We start from the raw sequence: 19,352 nt of genomic DNA, 5'->3' as shown, positions 1-19,352 counted from the left end.
TCCCTATACCTCAATGAGTGTTTTGATAGTTTTGTAGGATTCTTTACGGAGCCTTGCGATTTCCGCCTTTGGCAGCGGCAGCGGCTCATTACCGTGCCCTCGCCGAGTAATGACATCCGTCACATCGTCCACAAACGATGGCTGCGAGCCCGAGATTGAGTCGAGGGTATCGGCATCGGACATCAGCAGAAATGCCAGCACACAGGCCCCGAGCGATTGTCCAGCGCCCTGCAGCGTTTGCCGGACCGCGGAAGCTTTGACGGTGCGCAGGCCCTCAGGCAGTTCATTGCAGAAACCGGCGCAGATGGCTCTACTTCCAGCGGACTCGACAAGCTGCGCATCGTTGATATCCGGCGGTAATTTGCTGGCCAGTGACATCTCAAACACCGATTGCAGCGCCGCATACAGATCGCGAACGAAAGCGAGTGCGTCATCCCCGTCCTTGCAGAACAGAAAGAAGCGTTCTGCATGAATAAGGCGCTCTTTCAAATTCGTGCCGAGGCGGTTGAAGGTCTTGAAGCCAAATTCGCTTTGAATACTTGTGCGGCCATCCAGCAGGGAGTCGGCATGGGCATCGCTGTCAGGCGTGGAGACGGGTATGTCGGAAAACAAGATTTCCGGAAGCAGTGTGTGGACCAATTCGCGCATGAATGGGGCATCCGACAACTCCACTTCCGGCGCGTCAACGCTGCCTTTTCCATGTCCCTTCTCATCGCGTGTTTTCTTGATACGAAGTAAATGGCTGATGAGTGTCGGGTGCAAGACCGCGATGCGGTGTAAGGGATGGGACGCGTCGCTTTGTGCTTGCAAAATGGCAATGGACAGGAGCGTCTCCAGCTCCGCTTTTCCGTTCTGGAAATCCAGGAGCTTTCCTTCTCGAATTGGCCGGAATCCAAAGTGCGGCAAGGTTAGCCCTACATCATTCGAGGCATCCGCAAGCAGCGCGGAATGTTCCGCTTGCGGGGTGAATCTCAGTCTTGTAATTGCATCCTCAAAGGGGCGTCTGCGGCAAGCGTAAAACAGTGCCCATTCAACTGAGGCGTAAACCTGAGCGATGGAGTGAAAGGCAGCATTCGACTGCAGGCGCAGACTGGAGATGAGTTTCGGGTAGTGACCCCAATTGATGTCGGTGTCGAACGGCTCTTTGGGCTTTGCTTCCAGGTTTTTTGCGCGCGGATTGCTCAGTGAGACTTTCCACTGTTCCAGCCATTCGCACAGCTTTTCGTCCTGTTCAAGCAAGTGCTCGAATGCTCCTTCGAGGATCAACGAAAATCCAGTGCCAAACGGATCCGCGATGCGGAACTCACCATCGCTTTTCTGGATTGCAATCGGGCAGTCAAGGTAATGCATCTCAGGTTGCTCAACAATCATGACCTTTTGGACGCTGAGCGTTGGTTCTTCCCTCCCGAAGGCCGCCGACCTTCTATGCATTACCCGCAATATACTGATGACATCTCGCTGAGTGGGTGGATTGCTTTTGTGGGCATTGTTCCAACGAATCATTCGAAATTGCCCCTCCTTACCCTGCTTTTTTTGCAATGGATTCGCGTCGTCCAGCCAATGCATGAACGGGAGGATTTTGCCGGTGACGAGTTCACGAAACAAAAGCGCGGTGACAAACACAGGCGTTTTTTCAACATCGCTGCCGCCAGTGTTGCGTTCTTGCTCGATGATGGCTTTGGACTCGTCAATGAGAGCCTTGTCCTGCAAACGCATGAGAATACTTTCGACCAAGTCGATCGGAATGCAGGTTTCATCTGCCAGCGCCTGAGCTTCCATCGCGCCTGATGCATCGAGCAGTTTGAGGATGACATGCTCGAACGGGTTCAGGCTCTCGCCGTCCTCGGATGGTCTGGGCAGGGTTACGCGATAGGTGCTGACGGGCCAGGAAAGATTGCGTGGCCTGCCAATGGTTGCACCGAAGGGGTTTGGTTTACCGTAATCCAGGAGATTCAACATTTCAGCATGACTCCGTGTTCCTGGCAGAGTTTGTGGAAATCAACCAAACCCGGAACAAAATCCGCGGCAAGTTCTCCATTCAGCAAACCTGAATCGCCCACCACCACCAGCAGTTTTTTCTGGCGGCTCATCGAAACATTCAGGCGGTTGTAGAGGCAGAGGTGACCAAACAGCGTTCGTGCCTGTTTCTCGCGGTCATCGTCTTCGGGCTTCCAGTGCTGTGGCAATGTCCTCACCGTTGACAGAAAGACGACATCGAATTCCATGCCCTGGAAGGAGTCCACCGTGCCGATACGAATTTTCTTGTCGTTTTCCGCGATCGCGCCGAGTTGCTTGCTGATGAGCTCGGACTGCGCCTTGTAAAATGAAATGACGCCGAACGTCAGATCCTTGCCGGCTTCGCAATCCATCCACTTCTTTAACTGGCGAACGATGACGGTCGCCTCCGCAGGGCGTATCCAACTGGTTCCGCTACGTTGATGCTTGCCTTTGTCGACGGGTACCTCCAGCCAGGCAGCGTGTTTGCCATCCGTGTCAGGGAGATTATGGACAAAATCGCTTGCGGGCCGACCAGAGTCAAATCTCTCCGATGGATCGAAACGTTCATAGAAGTTACGGCTGATGAAGTCGCCCAGCAGTTCATGCATGCGGTATTGCTTGTCCAGCGTAACGCGGCGGGTAATGCCGTCGTTGTCCTCAAGCGTTTTCAAACGCTCTGAGAACAGATACTGGAACATCGACTTTTTGAGCCAGTCCGACTCTTGCAGCTCTGTTTCGCCTGCCTCCATCTGATGAGCAACTTCGTCGTCAATAATGTGAGGTAATTGACGGTGGTCGCCGACGAGGATAATGCGCTTGCCTTGGGCCATCGGTACCATGAGGTCGCGCGGCGAGACACGCGCGGCCTCATCGACAATCACATACTCGTATTCCATCCTTTGCTGGTTCTCATTGGCATCACCCCCTTTGATGCCTTTCTGGATCTGCATCCCTCGATTCACGCTTTGCTGACAGGTGGCAGCGAACGCGAAACTGTACTCAGACACCGCGTTCAACATAGCGAAAGGGTTGCTTTCAAGTTCGGCCAGAAACTCGGCAAGCGCGACAGACTTCTTGTCCCAGGCAGTGTGACCTGCAGCCTTGATGCGTTCGATCGCGCGCATTGCCAGCGTTACGACTTCATCGTTTTGCTTCTCTACACGAAACACCGGAGGAGCGGTGAAACGGGCAAGAAGTGTCTTCTTCAATACCGTCAACTCTTTCAGGAATGACGGGGGCCCATCTTCGTTGCGCCACAGGCTGGCGTTGTCCAGTAAATCGCGGTCCTTCTTTTCAAGTAGCTCATGCAGATCATTCAGTGCATCAGCCGCTCGCTCAGCCCCGTCATCTGCGAAGCTTTCCGCATGACAGCGCAGACGGCGCACAGCACCGAGCAACTGGTTGGTGTCGTCATTGAGCTTTTCTTCAAGGCACATCTTGTTTTTGAGATTTACGGCTCGTCGCGCGTACTCTTCACCGATAATCGCGATGCCAAGTGATGCAATTTTCTCGGCGAGACGTGCGCCCAGCGCGCGCGTCGGGGTCTGAACGTATTGCAGGCACAGATGCTTGATTTCCATTTCCTGCTCAATGTCGGCAATCCGCGGATTTCGCTCGCGAAGTTCAGTCGCGAGTGTTGCGCACCATTCGTCCAGCCGCTTCTCAAAGAGACTGGAGCCGTCTATTTGCGCGTTGGAGCGCTTGCCAAACTTCGGAACGGGAATACTGTTGAGCGACAATCGCTCAATCATGTTTTCGACCGCATCATGCTGAAAACCTGTCAGCAGCACCTGGCCTTTGACGTTCGCGCCACGCTTGTCTGCCATCTCGTTCAGCCGTTCGAGAATCGCCGCGATGACTGTGGTCTTGCCGGTGCCGGGTGGGCCCTGGATAAGTGCAATATCGGGTGTTTCCAATGCGTACTTGATCGCGTCCAGCTGTTTCTCCGTCGGCTGATTTTTGAACACTTTATTACGAACAAACGCTGTCAGTGGCGCGATTTCCGGTGGCTTGCGTGTTGGTGCGATTGTCGCTTTTTCTTCAATCAGCAGTCCAAGCTGGGGGTTGGCTGCGCGGCCTTCCAGGATCGAGCGGCGAGCGGATAACCGGCGCTTGATCTGAGCAATCTCGCCCGCCAACGAAAGAATGAGCGTGCCTGATTCCCCCGGCAATGTTTCGGCCTTGAGCGTGAGCGTCCTTGATTCCTTGTCAAAATCAGACACCTCGAAATTCGTCTTCGCCTTCGCGTCTCGTCGCTCATTGCGTTGAGCAGGTTTTTCGTTCTCCATGGCTCGCTCGATTCCGCTCGCGAAATCCTTGAAACGCAGGGATTCGTGTCTCAGGTAATCGGGCAGTTCGTCGATCATCTTCACTTCAGGCACCAACCCCCCTGCCAATGCACTCAAGGCAGCATCACTGGCTTGGGAAATACGAACAGAGACTGTTCCGTCTCTTTTTGGAGCCATATTGGTAAACTGCAAGGCACCGACGACCCGGGCTCTTTTGAGCAGTAACTCGCCTTCCAGATCACCAAACTCGTCCCATTTTTTTAGATAACTGACATCGTCCTGCGTCAGCGCGGTCAGTTGTGCTTTTGCGAGTATTCGAATCTGGCCGGCCTGTGTCCAGTCAGTAAAGCGGAGCGTGCCCTTCACCAAGCGCAATGCGCGATCGGTTCGACGTCTGATTTCGGTCAGGCGCGAGGTCATGAAGATGGATTTGCCTTCTGACAACGAGGTCTCAGTGGCGACAAAGCGAATGCCGTCGCCGGTGATGCAGAAGGAGTTGTTGCGGGTCGGCCGTGTGTTTGCTGTGTGCGCTACATTGTCAGGAACCGCATTCGACTCGGCATCAATTGCCGTTTCCTGGGTTTCGGTTCCGTCGTCATTGTCTTCAGCCTGCTCTCGGGCTTTTTCTGGCTCCAATGCTTCATCAATTGCCGGGCCGGCGGTCAGAAAGAAGAATTCGCTCTCGTCTTGTCGGAAACAGCAATGTTCAACAAGCCGCTCGTAAAGACGCGTTCCCTTTAGTTCACCCCTGCGAGGTTCGATCTTCGAAATCTTGATTCCCACATGTTCGTCCACGCCGATTTCGACTTCACCCATCTCAAGGCACTCGCCCGTGAAGAAGGCGATTTGCAGTTCCATGCTGCCGTCGGCTGCGAAATTGACCAGTTGAGCAAGCATGGCGCGACCACTGGCGAGTTCTGCGTTGAGGCGACGAGTGTCAATGGCATGCACGGTTCGAACGCAGATAAGCGCCTGCTTGAGGCGAAGTTCAAATTCCTCGGGTCGCAACGGACTGCTCTCAATCGAAAAGACAGGTTGCTCTGGCAAGGTATCCGTTGTGTTGTCAGTTCGCTTGATGCGGACGGTGAAGATATCGGCCGGGATTTCTTGAAACTTCATTTCGCTCCTCCCACAAACTCGAAAGCCAGCGTGTCGGGGAACGTCTTCGTGCCTCGTGCGGGGAATGCGGTTTTCGCTTTAAAGTCCAGAACTGCTTCGTATTCTTGCGCGTCGTCATGCTCGAATGAAAACGGGTGAAAAAGCCGGTGCGGGAGTGCGAGCTCTGCGGCACTGCCGGGAATCACCATATTCCCGCGCGGAGTTATGGCGCGGATGAAGGAAGCGCGTGCGACATGGCAGTAAGGGCATTGAGTATGGTCATCGACAAAGTAGCTCATGCTGCACGCATGGCATTGCAGCGATAGGTCGAATGCCTTCTTCAATTCCAGCGCCCAGAACGCCATCGCCGGACGGCGGTGCGGCTGTTCTTTTCCGCCGCAGAACGTTTCCTGGAAAAGCCGGCGCAGCCCCGGCGTCGTTATCAACACGCGTGGCAGGCCACCAACGCCCTGGTTTGAATCGTCATTGTCGTCATCAATAAAAGGCAAATAGCCGGCGTAGGCCTTCTCGTCCAAATCGGCAGGGGAGGCGTCTGCAACCGGCTCGGTGTCCCAGCCACCTTCGTCTTCGTCTGGCTCCAGCACTTTCTTGCCGATGAATGGGTGGCACAGAGCTAGTGTCTTGAATGCCATCACTGCAAAGGCCCAGCAATCCGAGCGCGGGCGCGAGGAGTCGGTTTCACGCACCACTTCTGGCGCGCCGTAGCCTGGCGTATAGACAGAAGTGCCGCCGCCGGGCATTTCAAAGCGCATATTGTCGGCGTCAATGAGCCAGACATCGCTTAAGCCGTCTGCGATAAACGCATTGTTCGTCGAAATGTCGCCATACACTAACCCTGCGCTGTGCAGGCGGGCGAGGATGGATGCGCATTTGGAGAGAGCGAACAAGCGGCGGCGGGTTGAACCCGTTTTGGCATATTGCAGGAGCCGCAACGCCATATCTTTGTCCGTAATTTTTGCGAGCCACTCGGGGAGTGCAGGATTGCAATCTTCCTGCTGCTTCTTCGTCCTGCCATCGTGTTCGAAAACGCCGAACGGTTGCATCCCGTTCAAAAGGCGCATCACATAACCCGGCTCGTCGCGCAGAATGGCAAGCGGCAGGGAAACAGGAATGCGGGAAGGCATGGGCAGCAGGCGGATGTTCTTGAAGCGTTCAAGCAGGTTGGCATCTTTGTCCAGGCCGCCCGATTTATCGATTGGCTGTTTGATCGCCAGATCAGCATCTCTGGTGCGAAACACTACGCCCTGTCCCCCTCTGGCGAGCTCTTCGGCCAGATAGTGCTGATTGCCGTATTCATCGCAAAGCGGCTTTGAATGCATCAGTTCTTCGGATTTATCCATTCGTGATCTCCTCGCGGCAAAGGCAGGCGATAGTCTTGTCGTCGCTGTGCTTTGGCGTCGGCCAGTTTTCGAGCATCTCGTGGATACGTCGGTTGGCGCTTAAGGTGGCAAGGGGCCGGTGTGCTTCGATAACGCCCCTCACGAACCCATCGACATCCTCCAGATCGTCCGCCACGCCATCGGTGCAGAGCAGGATGGCCGCGCAGTCTTCCTCCGGCAGCAATGCATGCCGCCAGTCCTTCGCGCAAACATTCGGCGAGAGTGCAGCAGTGATGTTTGAAAAACCCTGTGATTTATCCTCGGACAGAGACACGACAGAGCCATTGGATCTGACTGCGGCAACCAGGCCATCGCCGAGCATTCCCAGGTGGATTACGCCATTTCCAAGCCGGAACGCGAACAGGCAAGTGGCTGCGCAATCGCGGGGTGTAAGCGGCCTGACAAGGGTTAACCAATTGGATGTGATGCGCTGGAATAGGAGGTCGTGGTCCATTTCAGATTTGTCACGACAGGCGCGAGCTGCATACTTCACTGCCAGACAGGCGGCATCGCTTCCGAAGTTGGAAAACGGCTTTGAGCCGAGACCGTCGGAAACAACAATGCCGTCCCCCCATGCATGGTGGAACGATCCCCATGCGTCCTGGTTGGTGGTACCTGTAGTTATATGCCCTGGGCCTCGGACACTTGCGCCAAAACTCTTCCAAAGAGTCATGCTGAATTGGCTTCCAGCCAACCGTCCAGTACGGCGAATAAATCTTCAGCCGCAAAAATATCCGGCCCTCTGAGTTGTGGATTGGCGTCGGCGCCCGTTTTGACAATGCGCAGTGAATCCGGCGGCAGGCACTCCTTCCATTGCTTGAATAACCTCGCATCGGCCCGCGACCAAAACCCATCAGAAAACAGCAAAACCTTGCCGTCGGGCTGTTCCCCAAGCAACTGAATCAAGGCCTTCCAATTTGAAGTTCCTTGGCAATCGAGCAGTTGTGCCGGGTACTCTTGCTTTTCGCTCCAATCAGGGACGAGGCATGCTTCGGATGCCCACGCGCACAAGCTGATTTGTGCGTTTCCATATCCCAAGCGCACCCATTGGGCGATAGCCATGACGGTTGTTCTCATGATGAACGGCTTGCCCCCGTCCCTCATGCTGCCGGAGGTATCACAAACCAGGTAGAGCCTCATAGGGACTCCCCGATTGATTTGGCGCGTGCTTCGATGCCATTCATCAACGCACGCAACTGTTCGGAAAATGCTCCCGCGCAACAGAGCGTCAATCGTGCATCCTTGATTTTTTTTCGAACCGACTCCGAATTTGGTGAGAAGCAGCAAGCGACAATGCCACGGCCCTCGACGCCACCGTAGAAACGAACCAGGTTCTGCAACTTCATGACTTGCTCCTGCGTTACATTTCCTGCCTTGCATTCCACGATGTAGAGAGAGTGGCCGTCCGTGAACGTGACATCGAGTTCGTTATGCTGGGCGTCCCCAGTGGATGATCCTGCCTGGCTTTCACCATCAAGTTGCAGCGTGAGATTGATACGCAAATCTCTGATGATTCCTCTGTCTTCGTATGGTTTGCATTGCAGATATACGTATTCCTCAAACCATCCGCCGGAAAGGTATTTTGCGAAATCAGCCCAGTCCTTGAAACGCAGATCCAGTCCGTAGCCAACGACCGATGCGACATTGTCTTGTCCAAATTCGAAAAGGAAGCCGTTGCATTCAACGGAGAAAGGCGTGAGTTCTGCGCCTCTTTTGCGCAGCTTTTCGTGGTTGTTATTGAGTTCGCATAGTTTTTTGTAGCAACTTGCGATCTTGCTTCGATACTTCCAGAGCGTTTCGGTCAGACGGCGGCGATTTGACGACATCCCTTCCATCGCGCCAGTCGTCGATAACTTCAGCCCATCCCCATTGAGGAGCAAAAATGCTTCGACCGAATCAATGGGTCGAATGGATTCGCGGCGAAGATTGTCCACAAAAGTCACGCGCTGATTGCGACTGTCAAAGTAAAAGGGAACAGCGCCCAGCGCCCGGGCTGCCGAGAGCGCACCGGCAAACATCAATTTTGTTCCGCCAGTCAGGTTGACGCCAATTCGCGCGTTTGCCGGCAGGCTCCTGGCATGACCGATGATTTTTTCATGAACGTCGTGGGCATCCCAGGGATCAACGGCGAGTTCCTCCAGGTTTCCATCGTGAATGAATGCCTGCATGCAGGCCGCGGGGAAATCATTCGAGTTCACGAAAATATGCCGGGTTGATGAAAACTGCCTGATGCCCAGCAACGCCGGCATGCGCTGCTCGCCGAACAGATGGTATGTCACATCAAATCCGTCTACCGCGTTGCGTGTCGCTCTCTGGCTTGCACCATGCCGTTCAAGCCATTCCACGGGTAAGGTGATGGCTTCGGGTGGTTTTCCAATAACAGGTGATACGAGGAGTCTCTTTTTGAGATTCGGATGTCCGAGTGCCGCTAAGGCCCAGACAAAGGCCATCACCGGGGTACCAGGGCTCAAATAGAGCGTAACAAGCTTCTCGCCGGTCGCTTTTGCAACAGAATCCAGAGCTCGCATAGCGCAAGCGTAGATCCCCTCACTGTCGTTGAGTTCGCGTAGTTTTTCGCTCTTGAAGCTGATTTTCGGACTGCTGCCGGCAGTATGAAACTTGCCGTTTAACCAGCGGACGAAATGTTCGTGCGCTGCTGCAGTATTGGCGAATCTGGAAACGAAATCGCTGGTCGACTTCCAGTCTTTTTGCTGATTCGAGTCATGGATTGATGCTAGCGCTACATTGAAGGCGTCCTGGGTCTTCAGACTCTGTCTGTCTGTCTCGTCCGACCGTGTGTAGCAGAGAACAACGACATCAGAATAGTCTTGCGCAGCGAGTGCCGCGGCGATTGGGCCGTCTGTGCTTTCAAAGCCTAACGATGCGCGAAAATCCGTGATGCCATACCAAGTGAGCAGAAACTTTTTCATTGAGAGTTCTTTTGAATGTAGGGCCGGAACCATGCGATTTCGTTTGTCATTCTGTTGACGAAAACGGCGCGATTTGGCTTTTCGATGCCTTTGAACTTACCAATACCACCACTCACGAGTGATCCCCCATCGTCTTCGTTCATGCAGTACGCCACGCGTAACTCGAAAGATGCGAAGAGATCCTTACAAGCACCAGCACAGCGTTGCCAACGGTCAACGAATGCAAACACGAATATCCCCTTGCGTGGGCCTTCTTCAGCCAGGCGCTTCAGCAGGTCAGCGGGTGAGGGGGGGTCACCAGGTTTGGGGGCCTTGAATGCGGGTGACGGATGCAGTGCTTTCTCGGCGTCGAGACCATCGATGATCAACGCGACGCGGCGCGTCCCGATACCGTCCGCTATCGCTTGCAGTGGTAGCGTGGCAATGTCGTCGAACATCTTTAAACGTGCGCCGAGCACCTGCGCTGCGGCGGAGAATCCACCGCCTGGTGCAACGCCACGTCCATTGAAATAGACAATCTCATCGAAGCTGTTTGTGAAGGTAATGCTGGAAAGCGCAGCGGCCAACAGCCCGTCGTGAATTTGGTCGTTGTAGCCGCTGAACAGGACATTGAACGCTGAGCGTCGGGTAAGCGGGATCGTCAGCCTTTGGGCATCGAATGTCAGCCGCTCACCTAAAAGCAGGGTGTCGTCTTGTCCGCAAATCGTTTGATATTCACTGGATGAAGGCAGCTCCGGCAGATTGGCTCCGCTGAAAATTCGCGTCTTGCCGGCCATGCCATGCTGTGTCGCATATCCCGCCAACGTTGCAATGTGTTCGCGGCAGAGTGTGTTTTCTGCCAGTGGAATTAGCAGCTTTATATTGCCGGATTTCGCACCGTTGGCATTGTTGATAATGCCCTCGGGAGGGCTCTTGAGTTCAGCCGCCGCCCAGTTGTTTGCACCGAGGATCATCGCGGAATCTTCCTGACCACAGGCCAACGCGATACGGCATCCCAGTTGGGTAATTATGCTTGCGATTGACAGTGCATTAATGCCTTTCAGGGTTTGCGTTGCAAGCAGGATGTGGATACCGAATGAGCGGCCCTGTTTTAACAACTGTGAGAGCAGTTGCTCTGCCGCCTCTGCGACCTGGCGCTGCCCTGCAAAGAGAACCTGGAACTCATCTACGACCAAAAGAATCCGTGGTAGTCGCTCGCTGCTCGCCGTGCGGTATTCAGCAAAATCACGAACGTCCGCTTTCTTGAAAATACGCGCTCGTTCTTCCAGCTCATCCACGAGATGCCTCAGCACCGTTACGCCGTATTCGGGATCGCTTTCCGTGGCGACCAAACGGGCGTGAGGAAGTGGTGGGTCTGCATAGATATTGAATTCCGTAGATTCCTTGTAATCCAGCAGGTAGAGATCAACTTCTGCCGGCGAGTATTTCTCGCACAGCGTTTGAATCAGCACATGGAGCAGGTTGGACTTGCCAGAGCCCGTTTTACCTGCAAGCAGTGCGTGATGCTCGGAGGTCGTTGCACCCAGGATCAGTGGCACCTGCTCACCGACGGACGTCCATCCGATTGGAATACTGAAGCCGGTGCGGGTGGTCGCGCCTTTGCTGAAATTCGTCCAGAGATCAGGCATTGATTTGCGCAAGCGTGCCGTGGCGGCGTAATGCTCGGCAACCGTGGAGATGAACCCGGCCAAAAAGTCTTGCTCGAGCCATTGCTCTGGCTGGTAGGTCAACGACAGCCCGTCGCATCCGTAGTCCGCACCACGCAACAGTGCGTCAGTGCCCATGGTCGAAGTTTCCAGTGTGGTGCGAAATTTTTCATATCGCCGGTCTTCCATGCGGTGCCCGTCAATCGCGAGAATGGGCAGTACACCGCAGCGTGGACCGTTCACGCAAAGCCGCTCAAGGAACCAGAGGCTCTTGTCCGAAAGTTGTTCTGGAGCGTCAAAAAGCAATACGGCCTTGTAACGCAGCGGATTGTCGACGTTGTGCGCGTTGTACTCTGACCAGTTGGGTGACTGGTCGGTGAACCGATGTTGAATCAGCTCCTCGACCTCGTCTGTCATTTTGCCAAGGGCTGCTTCGATTTCGTCTGCGCGAGTCAGCACGCGTTGTTGCGGCACCAATTGCGGCACTTTCAGAAGCGGCAGAAACGGTCCGATCGATTGTCCCAATTGCAGAGGGTCAATGAGCGTCAATTCCAACCGGCCCGGCGGCAGGGCTGACAGTAGCCGCAACAGGAGTTGATGTATCAAGTGCTTGTGCGCTGCGTTGTCCTCCGATAGGACAAGGGCGCGTGCGAGCGGGAATGTAGGGGTGTGCGGGACAACACAGGAGAGTTCCTCAAAGGCAACTCGATGCGAACCAAACGATATGTGTGTCGGAATATCAGATGCCATCAAAGGGCAATTTGGCCCGAAATCCACAAACGCGGGCTGTTGTCGGCGAAGCTGAAAACCCCAACGTCCGGTTTCAGCGGCGATCTTCTCCCATTCTCGAGCGAAGGTCGATTGCCAATTCAACGTCCTCTTTTCCCGGTTGCCGTTCGCTTGCTTGCTTTCGTATGCGAGGCGCTGCATCGCCTCTTCGTTCAATTTACTTCGATTGTTCGCCGCATTGCCAGACAGGTCCAGAATCGATTGTTCTATCCGGTTGGAGAGGGCATCGAACTCGCGGTCAATGCGCGCCAGACCCTCTCGATAATCAGCGACAGCTTTATCAATCGCGTTCATCGTAGTTTTGGAAAATCGCTGAGTTCCATTCATTTTTCATTCCCAGGATTTGTGCTCTGGATGAGTCGCGCGCTCTCCAGAGTCTTATCAAGATTGAGTGCCTGGCGCTGGAATTCCTCATTGAAAATGCGCAGTGAATCGATTTCCTTGAGAATCGGCTCGAGCACCTCGGTGGAAATGGAAAGACCAAATGAATCGTGTGCTGTTTCGCGAAAGTTTTCGGCACACAAAATCGCCATTCCAAAAACATCGTCAAACATCGATCTCTTCCTCCGCCGTATCACCATCAATGGGAAGCTCGAGTACATAGCTGTCAGCGGTGATGGTCGGAAAAATCGAGGCGCAAACTTCGCCTGGCAATAGATAGTTGGATGTGAACTCAGGATTCATGCACCTGACTCGAGTCAGAAACGCTCGCCAATCTTCCTCGGACAAATCGATCGACTGACAGTCCGCCGTCAATTCCAATAATTGCGCCGTGGCCGCATCCACGCCGTCCATATCCCCGGAGTTGACCGCTTGTTGAAGTCTTTCAATCTCCGTCCGGACTTGGGCGAGAGTGTCTGGGCTGATAATTGCGAATCGCACTTTCATGGCTGCTCCTCCTCGTTTGGGCGGATGAAATCAAGGCAGGACTTATCTATTTCGTTCTTCCTGGGCAACATTCCCACCATTGGCGAACCTGCTTCGCGCAAGGTATCGCGCAATTCTTTCTGCTTCTCTGGTGAAAGGTCCTGGATATCTCGCGAGCAAAGCGTGCATTGCGCATCCGCCTGCTTGTGTCCTTCGGACTGGAAAACCATGTGCTCCATTTGCGAATAGAGGTACTGCGCCTTCCCGCATTTCACCTCGAACGCCATCGAGCCTCCCACAGGAGCTCCCATGCCCTCGCCACGTCCCAAAATGACTGGGACTCGTAAGTTGGTTATCAGTAGATCTGTTTTTGTGTAGCGTCCATCGTCGCCAACGAACGTGCGACCTTGTGTTTCGATTCGTCCGCCTAGAGGTGCAAGTGCGTGCCGCGCTATTTGCTCCCCAAATTCACCACTCAGATGTATACGAGCCTTGCGTGCGACGATGTTGCGCTCGGCGTCGCCCTTCGCGTCTGCCCATTGGCTGCGATAGCGGTCAACCAGTTTCCGATACCCAGGGTTGCGCTCGTATAGATAGTCCTGAAGCATCCGTTGATGTTCTGACGACAGGTTCATCCGGTCTCGCAATATGTCCGGTGTGATGGGGCCGCCCTGTTGAGTGGGGTCCCATTTCAGCCAGGCATGAAACTGTCCAGCGGACGGATTCGTCGCCAGGTATGCATTCAGTGCCTGTTGTGCGGCAGTCAACCGAGCAGTGCCAACTTCAACAGCCCGGCCGACAGATGCCAGCCGTGCATTGCATTCCTGTTGAACCTGTACCAGCATTTGTTCCGCCATCGCTTGAGCCTGTCTCGCGAGATCCAGGCGCTGCTCCATCGCTTGACGATTTTCCGTGGCTAGCTCGAAATCCGCTTTTGCTTGTTCCAGCATGCTTTGAGCCTGCTCGGCATCGGCTTCAAATTCAGCAACGCAAGCGTACTCATCGGAGCAGTCGGGATGAGTTTCATCATCATCATCATCACTCGGTTGAGAAAGGCAGGCCGACAGCGAATATTGGGCGGAATCGAGCGCACTTTGACTGCTGGCCAAAGCCTCCTGAGCGTCATCAACTTCTTGCTGCGCCGCCTGCTCTTGCCGGGTGGCACTGTCCAACAAGCTCTCGCTGTTCTGTGATTCGTCGCGAGCTTCTTCGGATTTCTGTTCCGCAAAAGCAATCTGTTCGCGGCATGAGGATTCCAGTACCTCGAGTACAGACTGCAATCCGTGCACGAGGTCTTCCAGATTCTCCACTTGTCCAATTGAAACCTGTGCCATTGCGACTCCCGCGCCCCTAGCTTTGCAAGTAATCGCGCAGGCGTGAGGCAAGTGCGTTCAAATACGGAACCTGCTCTGTCGCGTTGGCATCGAACTGATGCAGCTGCTGGAGGAGCGCGTTGTACTCTTCTTCAAACTGCGCTCGTTTATCGTCCTGCCAAGTGTCACCGAGCGAAGCGAATGCACCGTTAAGGCTGCTGACGGCATCGTTGAGTGAATCAGTGAACTGTTGCAACGAATACGCAAAGCGCTCCAGTTCGTCCGGGTCTCCGATTGCCTGTGCCATTACCAATATCCTCCATCTTCATCCGAGGATTTCGGTGTCACCGATTTCACATGCTCCTGCCGAGCGTCGATCGTGGCTGGTTGGATATCAATGGCGCTCGCATCAGGCAGGATATTTGGCGTCTGTGACTTTGTGCGAATGGTCACCGACATGGTGACGAACTTGAAGAAATCCCGTAGCTGTTTAGCGTTCTCGGCGTAGAAGAGACCGTTCGCAGTACCCGCAATGAATTTTCCGAGTACAGCCTCGTCTGCACCGGCACCGATGGCCATCGCCATGCGATCGCATTTTGCGGAGCGTCCATCGTTGACGAACGCATTCAACGGGCCTTCCCAATCGTCGCTCGGCTGCCCATCGGAGACCAACACAACCGTGGGGCGATAGGCGCGTGATGGCACGACATCCTTATCCTCAATCATCGCTTTCGCCATCTTGAGGGCGACACCGAGCGGCGTCATCCCACCCGCTGAAAGGTCCTGCCAGCGGATGTCGCCGGCACTGATCAGCGGCTGATGCAGCTTGACTTGTGCACCGAAAGTGATGATCGAAACCCAGATTTCAGTCTCACCGCTCTCCGTGTCTTGGAACACATTGAGCATATCGCGTACAGCATCATTCAAATTGCGGATTTTTCCTTCGCTCTCCATGCTGCCGCTGATATCGAGCAACAGAATTACCGGCACCGGTTTGGCTTTCGGTACCGTGAATTTCGACGGATCGAATGGGGTGTTGCTCATAGACAAGACTCCTTGAGAATTAATGAAATGGGTTGGCTGGTCGCCATGCCGCCACGTTGTTCATTGCCAGGCACCCAGAGAAACAAGTGACGGCAGGATTTCCCGAGGCTTATCCATGGGGATTGCTCAGGTGTAATCCTTGAAGCGTTATCGGATGAGCAACGATGGTGTCCAATATGGGTCAACTAGGCCTCCCGATAGAGCGTCAGCATCGCGCTCACTCGTTGACGGATTTCCTCGGCCCAGACCTGCGGGGCATGGACACGAATGTTGTCGTTCAAGCCGAAGATCCACCACAGCGTTTCGCGATCCAGTGGCACCCACGCGTGCAGGCGTTTCCAGGTGTGGGAAGGAATATCGCTGAGCGTCTGTCTGTGACTCAGTGGTGTCTCGTCGAGGAGGAAGGCAATCTGCGGATGAACATCCGCAACCAACTCCACCTGGGTGTCGGTCTGGCGATGGCTGAATATGCCAGTCGCGATGTAATCGTCGACATCGAAGCCAGCGTGCCGCACCGCGGGTTCGTCGAGCACGTGCACATGCTGGATACGATGCAGCGCGAATTGACGCAGGTCGTCATAGCCATCCACGGATGCCAGCAAGTAGCTGATGGCGTGCCGCGATACCAAACCGGCGGGATGCAAGCGAAACTGCTTGAGTTCGCTTTTGCTTCGGCTCCGATAGGAAACCTCCAGTTGCCTTCGCTCCAGTAAGGCAGCAGACACCTGCGCCCACACCTCGGGAGCAATCGCAGCAGGCAGTAAGGTTTTTCCGTTGGGGATCGCTCGAACCCGTCGCGCCCAATCGGCCAATCCATTGTGGCCGAGATCACCAAGGAAATTGCGCGCTCGTCTGAACTGTGGACCTAGCTGGTCCAAAACAGTCTGGGGCAGCAGGCTGTTCAAATGACTTTCCGAGAGATACAGCGCCAATGCCGTGGAGGCATCCATGTCTTCCAGCTTCAATGGCGCATCACGGGTGAAGCTCCAGCGGAAAGGAACCTCGCTGTCGTTGCACTGTAACGAGAAGGGGATCGACAACCGGTTCAAGTCGCGCTGAATTGAACGCAGGGTCACGGAAAAGCCCCGTTCTCGAAGCTTTTCGAGCAGGGTAGGTGTTGCAATACGCTGCGGCTCGGTGGGGATCAGGCGCAATAATGCGAATAGCCTGAGTAGCGTATCTTTCGCTTGGGACATGATGACTTCCTTGTTCTGCATCTCAACTGACGAACATCAAGCTGGCGTCAAGTTGGCGTCAAGTTGGCGTCGATCCTACTCACTTGGATAGCTATGTGCCATCTATATGTGGATTGCATACGACCAAAGTCTTTCGGCAGCGGAATATGGAACTTGAGAAGGATCGTGGCTCGGTGCCTTGACTCAAGAGGCTGAAGGCGGGGGGCGTTGTCTGTCGCGCTTGAGTTCGCTGTACTCGCGGTAAAATTCGTAGCCTTTCTTCAGCACCACACACAGTCCGATGACAGCAAACAGGTTTTTCATAGCCGGGTTCCCCAAGGGTTTTTGCATATTTTCCAGGATGGGGCGACAACCTGTGTCGCGACACTCAAGCGTCACTTGTTGAGGATGAAAAATTCATCGAGGCGGGTTCTGAGAATTTCCTGACGACTCGCCTCTCGACGCTCAAGCGAAGGGGAGCGGCATTCGGGGCAACAAAAACATGTGTCTGGGCTGAGCGCTGCCAAATGGCTATGAGGCAGGATGGTTTCCTTCCAGGAGCAGCAAGCACAGACGAGGGTGAACGGACGCGGAGAGACTGGCATAGCGTTATCCTGCTGGTGACCAATAGCGCTAGGTTGCCGAGTGGGAGCGTCAAAATGTGTCGCTTGGATTGACTTTCAGTGGGTAGATTGTGGGTTCCGACGCCAAATTGGCTTGGTTGCCGAGATTGATTCCTCGCACCGTTACCTTTTCCAGATCAATGCTGATTTTGAGGTGGGTTAGTCTCACATAGGCACGTGGGGCAATTCGGCATTGGCGTCAACAGGCCGGGATCGATCTGAAGAAAACGCTCGGCGATGTCCACGAAACTATAAGGACTCAGCACTAAAGACACCGACTTATGAAGGCGGTAGGGATCCGATCGCGGTACATCCTGGAAAAGACATCATCGACTCGTTTGGCGTGTGCTCGTAAGTTGAGGACAGCACGGCACTGAGTCGATCGCCCAACAGATTCCAGGCGCGTTTCTTCTCTTCGGCATAATCGTGATGCAGATAGTGTCGCCTCACCCGGGAGCCGGCCAGTACATGGTTTTGGCAGCGGTCGATGACGTCCAGGCTGATCCCCAAGGCCTGCATCATGGTCGCTCCCGTACGGCGCAGGTCATGCGGCGTCCAGTCGCCGTTCTGGCCGTCGGAAAGGACCAGCGTATCGTCATGACGCCGTCTGGAGAGGGCCTTGCGGTTTTTGAACCGGGCTTGGCGATCGCCGACCTGTTTACTCACCACCTTTACGTCCACATGCCCATCATCCTGCTTGTTCGGAAAGCACCACTGGGAGTCTCCCGTCAGGGTCTTGAGTTCCTGAAAGAAATGCAGGGCGAAGGGGGAGAGGAAGACATGGTGGTCCTGTTTCTTGCCCCGGGTGCCTTTGACGTTCTCGCTGGGGAGGAACCAGGTCTGCTGGTCCAGATCGACATTTTTCCATTCGGCCTGCAGCAACTCGCCAATCCGGCACAGGGTGCCCAGGCTGATCCAAAGCGCGAGTTGAGTTTCTTTTTTTAACGGCCGAATGCCGTCGTACTTTTGACCAGCGGGGAGGGCTTTGTAACCGGCGGTCATTTGCTGGAAGCGGTTGTGCAGTTCCAACAGCTCAGCCGGGGAAAGGATGCGGCTTCTTTCCGCTTCGTAGTCGGCAGGGATCAACGGGGAGATGTCGACCAGTTCAGTCGGATCCCCCTCAACCAGTAGCGCCCGCCAAGGTTGGCGCTTTCTAGCCCAGCTGAACATCTGGGTGAGGTCGGCGAAGAAGCTGATGGCTTGCCGGTGAGCGCCGCGGTTGACCACGGCCCGGATCAGCGCCCGAACATCATGCTCGGACACACTGCTGACCGCTGTCTTGCCGAGTGCTGGGTAAAGGTCCTTATTAAAGCGTCTTTGCAACTCGGCATTGCCGTCTTTGCGCGCGACGCCATCCAGCAGCCAAGCCTTGGCCAGATCCTGGACGGTCAGCGTTTGGACCTTCGTCGTTTTTACTTGTTCAGCCTCTACGTTAGCAGCGGCGTATGCCTGTGCCTTGGCGGTTTTCTTGTGATCGTTGGGATTGATCTGCTCATCAATGAGTGCCCTGGCCTGGTTACGCTCCTTACGGATGTCCGTCAGGGATTTGCGCGGCCAGGAGCCGCAGGAGTATTCTTTGTTCTGGTCGCCCCACCGATAGCGATAAAAAAAGCTGACCGACACACCGTCTTTACGGACGGAGATTCGACCGGCGAGATTGCCATCCTCCCTGAGGATCCGGCCGGCATCATTGGCGGTCAGCGACTCGAGTTCCTTGATGGTGATTTTGGCCATAAAATGGGTTCCCCCTACTTTTACCCCCACAAAAACGTCGGCTCTTGATGGACGTTCCTGGACTCTCGTAGAGCAGAACACCGCTGGAGCTCAAGTAAATACTAGCTTGAAAAAATCCAGAGTAAAATTTTGGAATCTTTCAAGAAGTATGAAAAAGGAGATGGGGTGCTAGGGGTCGAGTGTTCGAATCACTCCGTCCCGACCATATTTTTCAAAGGGTTGCGAGATTTTATCTCGCGACCCTTTTTTATGTTTGGTCGTTTTACCCCTACAAAACGACTGGCTCTTGGTGGACTTTTCGATGTAATACCACAATCGAAGTTTGGTAAGCGTCCAGCCCGCCCACCTTCTCCTCGAGCACCCCTGCCCGCATCCTCTGTATTTTTCAGCAGGGGATTCACATGGAAACGATGCACGCGCGGCGCGAGTCCTGGGCCAGGCATGTCC

General features: G+C 54.6%; 15 protein-coding genes. All 15 read right to left on the bottom strand.

Annotation, left to right across the window (positions count from 1 at the left end):
• Positions 1 to 3: 3 nt before the first annotated feature.
• On the bottom strand, positions 4 to 1,959 hold the full coding sequence (locus tag TU80_RS29160; RefSeq protein WP_169850804.1) for a hypothetical protein: 1,956 nt from the start codon (positions 1,957 to 1,959) through the stop codon (positions 4 to 6).
• Positions 1,953 to 5,405, bottom strand: coding sequence for a DEAD/DEAH box helicase (locus TU80_RS29155; RefSeq protein WP_057005991.1), 3,453 nt, complete (start codon positions 5,403 to 5,405; stop codon positions 1,953 to 1,955). The genes TU80_RS29160 and TU80_RS29155 overlap by 7 nt, the downstream gene beginning before the upstream one ends.
• Complete coding sequence (locus TU80_RS29150; RefSeq protein ID WP_057005990.1) at positions 5,402 to 6,745, bottom strand: protein kinase domain-containing protein; 1,344 nt, start codon at positions 6,743 to 6,745, stop codon at positions 5,402 to 5,404. The genes TU80_RS29155 and TU80_RS29150 overlap by 4 nt, the downstream gene beginning before the upstream one ends.
• Positions 6,738 to 7,457: a PP2C family serine/threonine-protein phosphatase gene (locus TU80_RS29145; protein WP_057005989.1), complete on the bottom strand. Its 720-nt coding sequence runs from the start codon at positions 7,455 to 7,457 to the stop codon at positions 6,738 to 6,740. Before TU80_RS29145 ends, TU80_RS29150 begins: the two co-directional genes overlap by 8 nt.
• The gene (locus tag TU80_RS29140; RefSeq protein WP_057005988.1) at positions 7,454 to 7,924 is read right to left on the bottom strand and encodes a vWA domain-containing protein; all 471 of its coding nucleotides are present in this window, start codon (positions 7,922 to 7,924) and stop codon (positions 7,454 to 7,456) included. The genes TU80_RS29145 and TU80_RS29140 overlap by 4 nt, the downstream gene beginning before the upstream one ends.
• A complete protein-coding gene (locus tag TU80_RS29135; protein WP_169850805.1) occupies positions 7,921 to 9,714 on the bottom strand; it encodes a Card1-like endonuclease domain-containing protein in 1,794 nt (597 codons plus the stop codon). Before TU80_RS29135 ends, TU80_RS29140 begins: the two co-directional genes overlap by 4 nt.
• A complete protein-coding gene (locus TU80_RS29130; protein ID WP_057005986.1) occupies positions 9,711 to 12,476 on the bottom strand; it encodes an FtsK/SpoIIIE domain-containing protein in 2,766 nt (921 codons plus the stop codon). The genes TU80_RS29135 and TU80_RS29130 overlap by 4 nt, the downstream gene beginning before the upstream one ends.
• Complete coding sequence (locus TU80_RS29125; RefSeq protein WP_057005985.1) at positions 12,473 to 12,703, bottom strand: hypothetical protein; 231 nt, start codon at positions 12,701 to 12,703, stop codon at positions 12,473 to 12,475. The genes TU80_RS29130 and TU80_RS29125 overlap by 4 nt, the downstream gene beginning before the upstream one ends.
• Positions 12,696 to 13,037, bottom strand: a complete 342-nt coding sequence (locus TU80_RS29120; protein ID WP_057005984.1) for a hypothetical protein — start codon at positions 13,035 to 13,037, stop codon at positions 12,696 to 12,698. The genes TU80_RS29125 and TU80_RS29120 overlap by 8 nt, the downstream gene beginning before the upstream one ends.
• A complete protein-coding gene (locus TU80_RS29115) occupies positions 13,034 to 14,350 on the bottom strand; it encodes a hypothetical protein (protein ID WP_057005983.1) in 1,317 nt (438 codons plus the stop codon). The genes TU80_RS29120 and TU80_RS29115 overlap by 4 nt, the downstream gene beginning before the upstream one ends.
• 16 nt (positions 14,351 to 14,366) lie before the next feature.
• Positions 14,367 to 14,636: a WXG100 family type VII secretion target gene (locus tag TU80_RS29110; protein WP_057005982.1), complete on the bottom strand. Its 270-nt coding sequence runs from the start codon at positions 14,634 to 14,636 to the stop codon at positions 14,367 to 14,369.
• The gene (locus tag TU80_RS29105; protein WP_057005981.1) at positions 14,636 to 15,373 is read right to left on the bottom strand and encodes a vWA domain-containing protein; all 738 of its coding nucleotides are present in this window, start codon (positions 15,371 to 15,373) and stop codon (positions 14,636 to 14,638) included. The genes TU80_RS29110 and TU80_RS29105 overlap by 1 nt, the downstream gene beginning before the upstream one ends.
• Positions 15,374 to 15,558: 185 nt before the next feature.
• Positions 15,559 to 16,569, bottom strand: a complete 1,011-nt coding sequence (locus TU80_RS29100) for a helix-turn-helix transcriptional regulator (protein WP_057005980.1) — start codon at positions 16,567 to 16,569, stop codon at positions 15,559 to 15,561.
• A gap of 881 nt (positions 16,570 to 17,450) precedes the next feature.
• Positions 17,451 to 18,905 (bottom strand): tyrosine-type recombinase/integrase, encoded by a 1,455-nt coding sequence (locus TU80_RS29095; RefSeq protein WP_057005979.1) that lies wholly within the window; start codon positions 18,903 to 18,905, stop codon positions 17,451 to 17,453.
• Positions 18,906 to 19,093: 188 nt separating this feature from the next.
• Positions 19,094 to 19,352 (bottom strand): hypothetical protein (locus TU80_RS33240; protein WP_211271288.1); only part of this gene is annotated, 259 nt, incomplete at its 5' end.

It is taken from the genome of Pseudomonas veronii (assembly GCF_001439695.1).
Lineage (GTDB): Bacteria > Pseudomonadota > Gammaproteobacteria > Pseudomonadales > Pseudomonadaceae > Aquipseudomonas > Aquipseudomonas veronii.
This window is presented reverse-complemented; position numbering and strand designations above follow the sequence as displayed.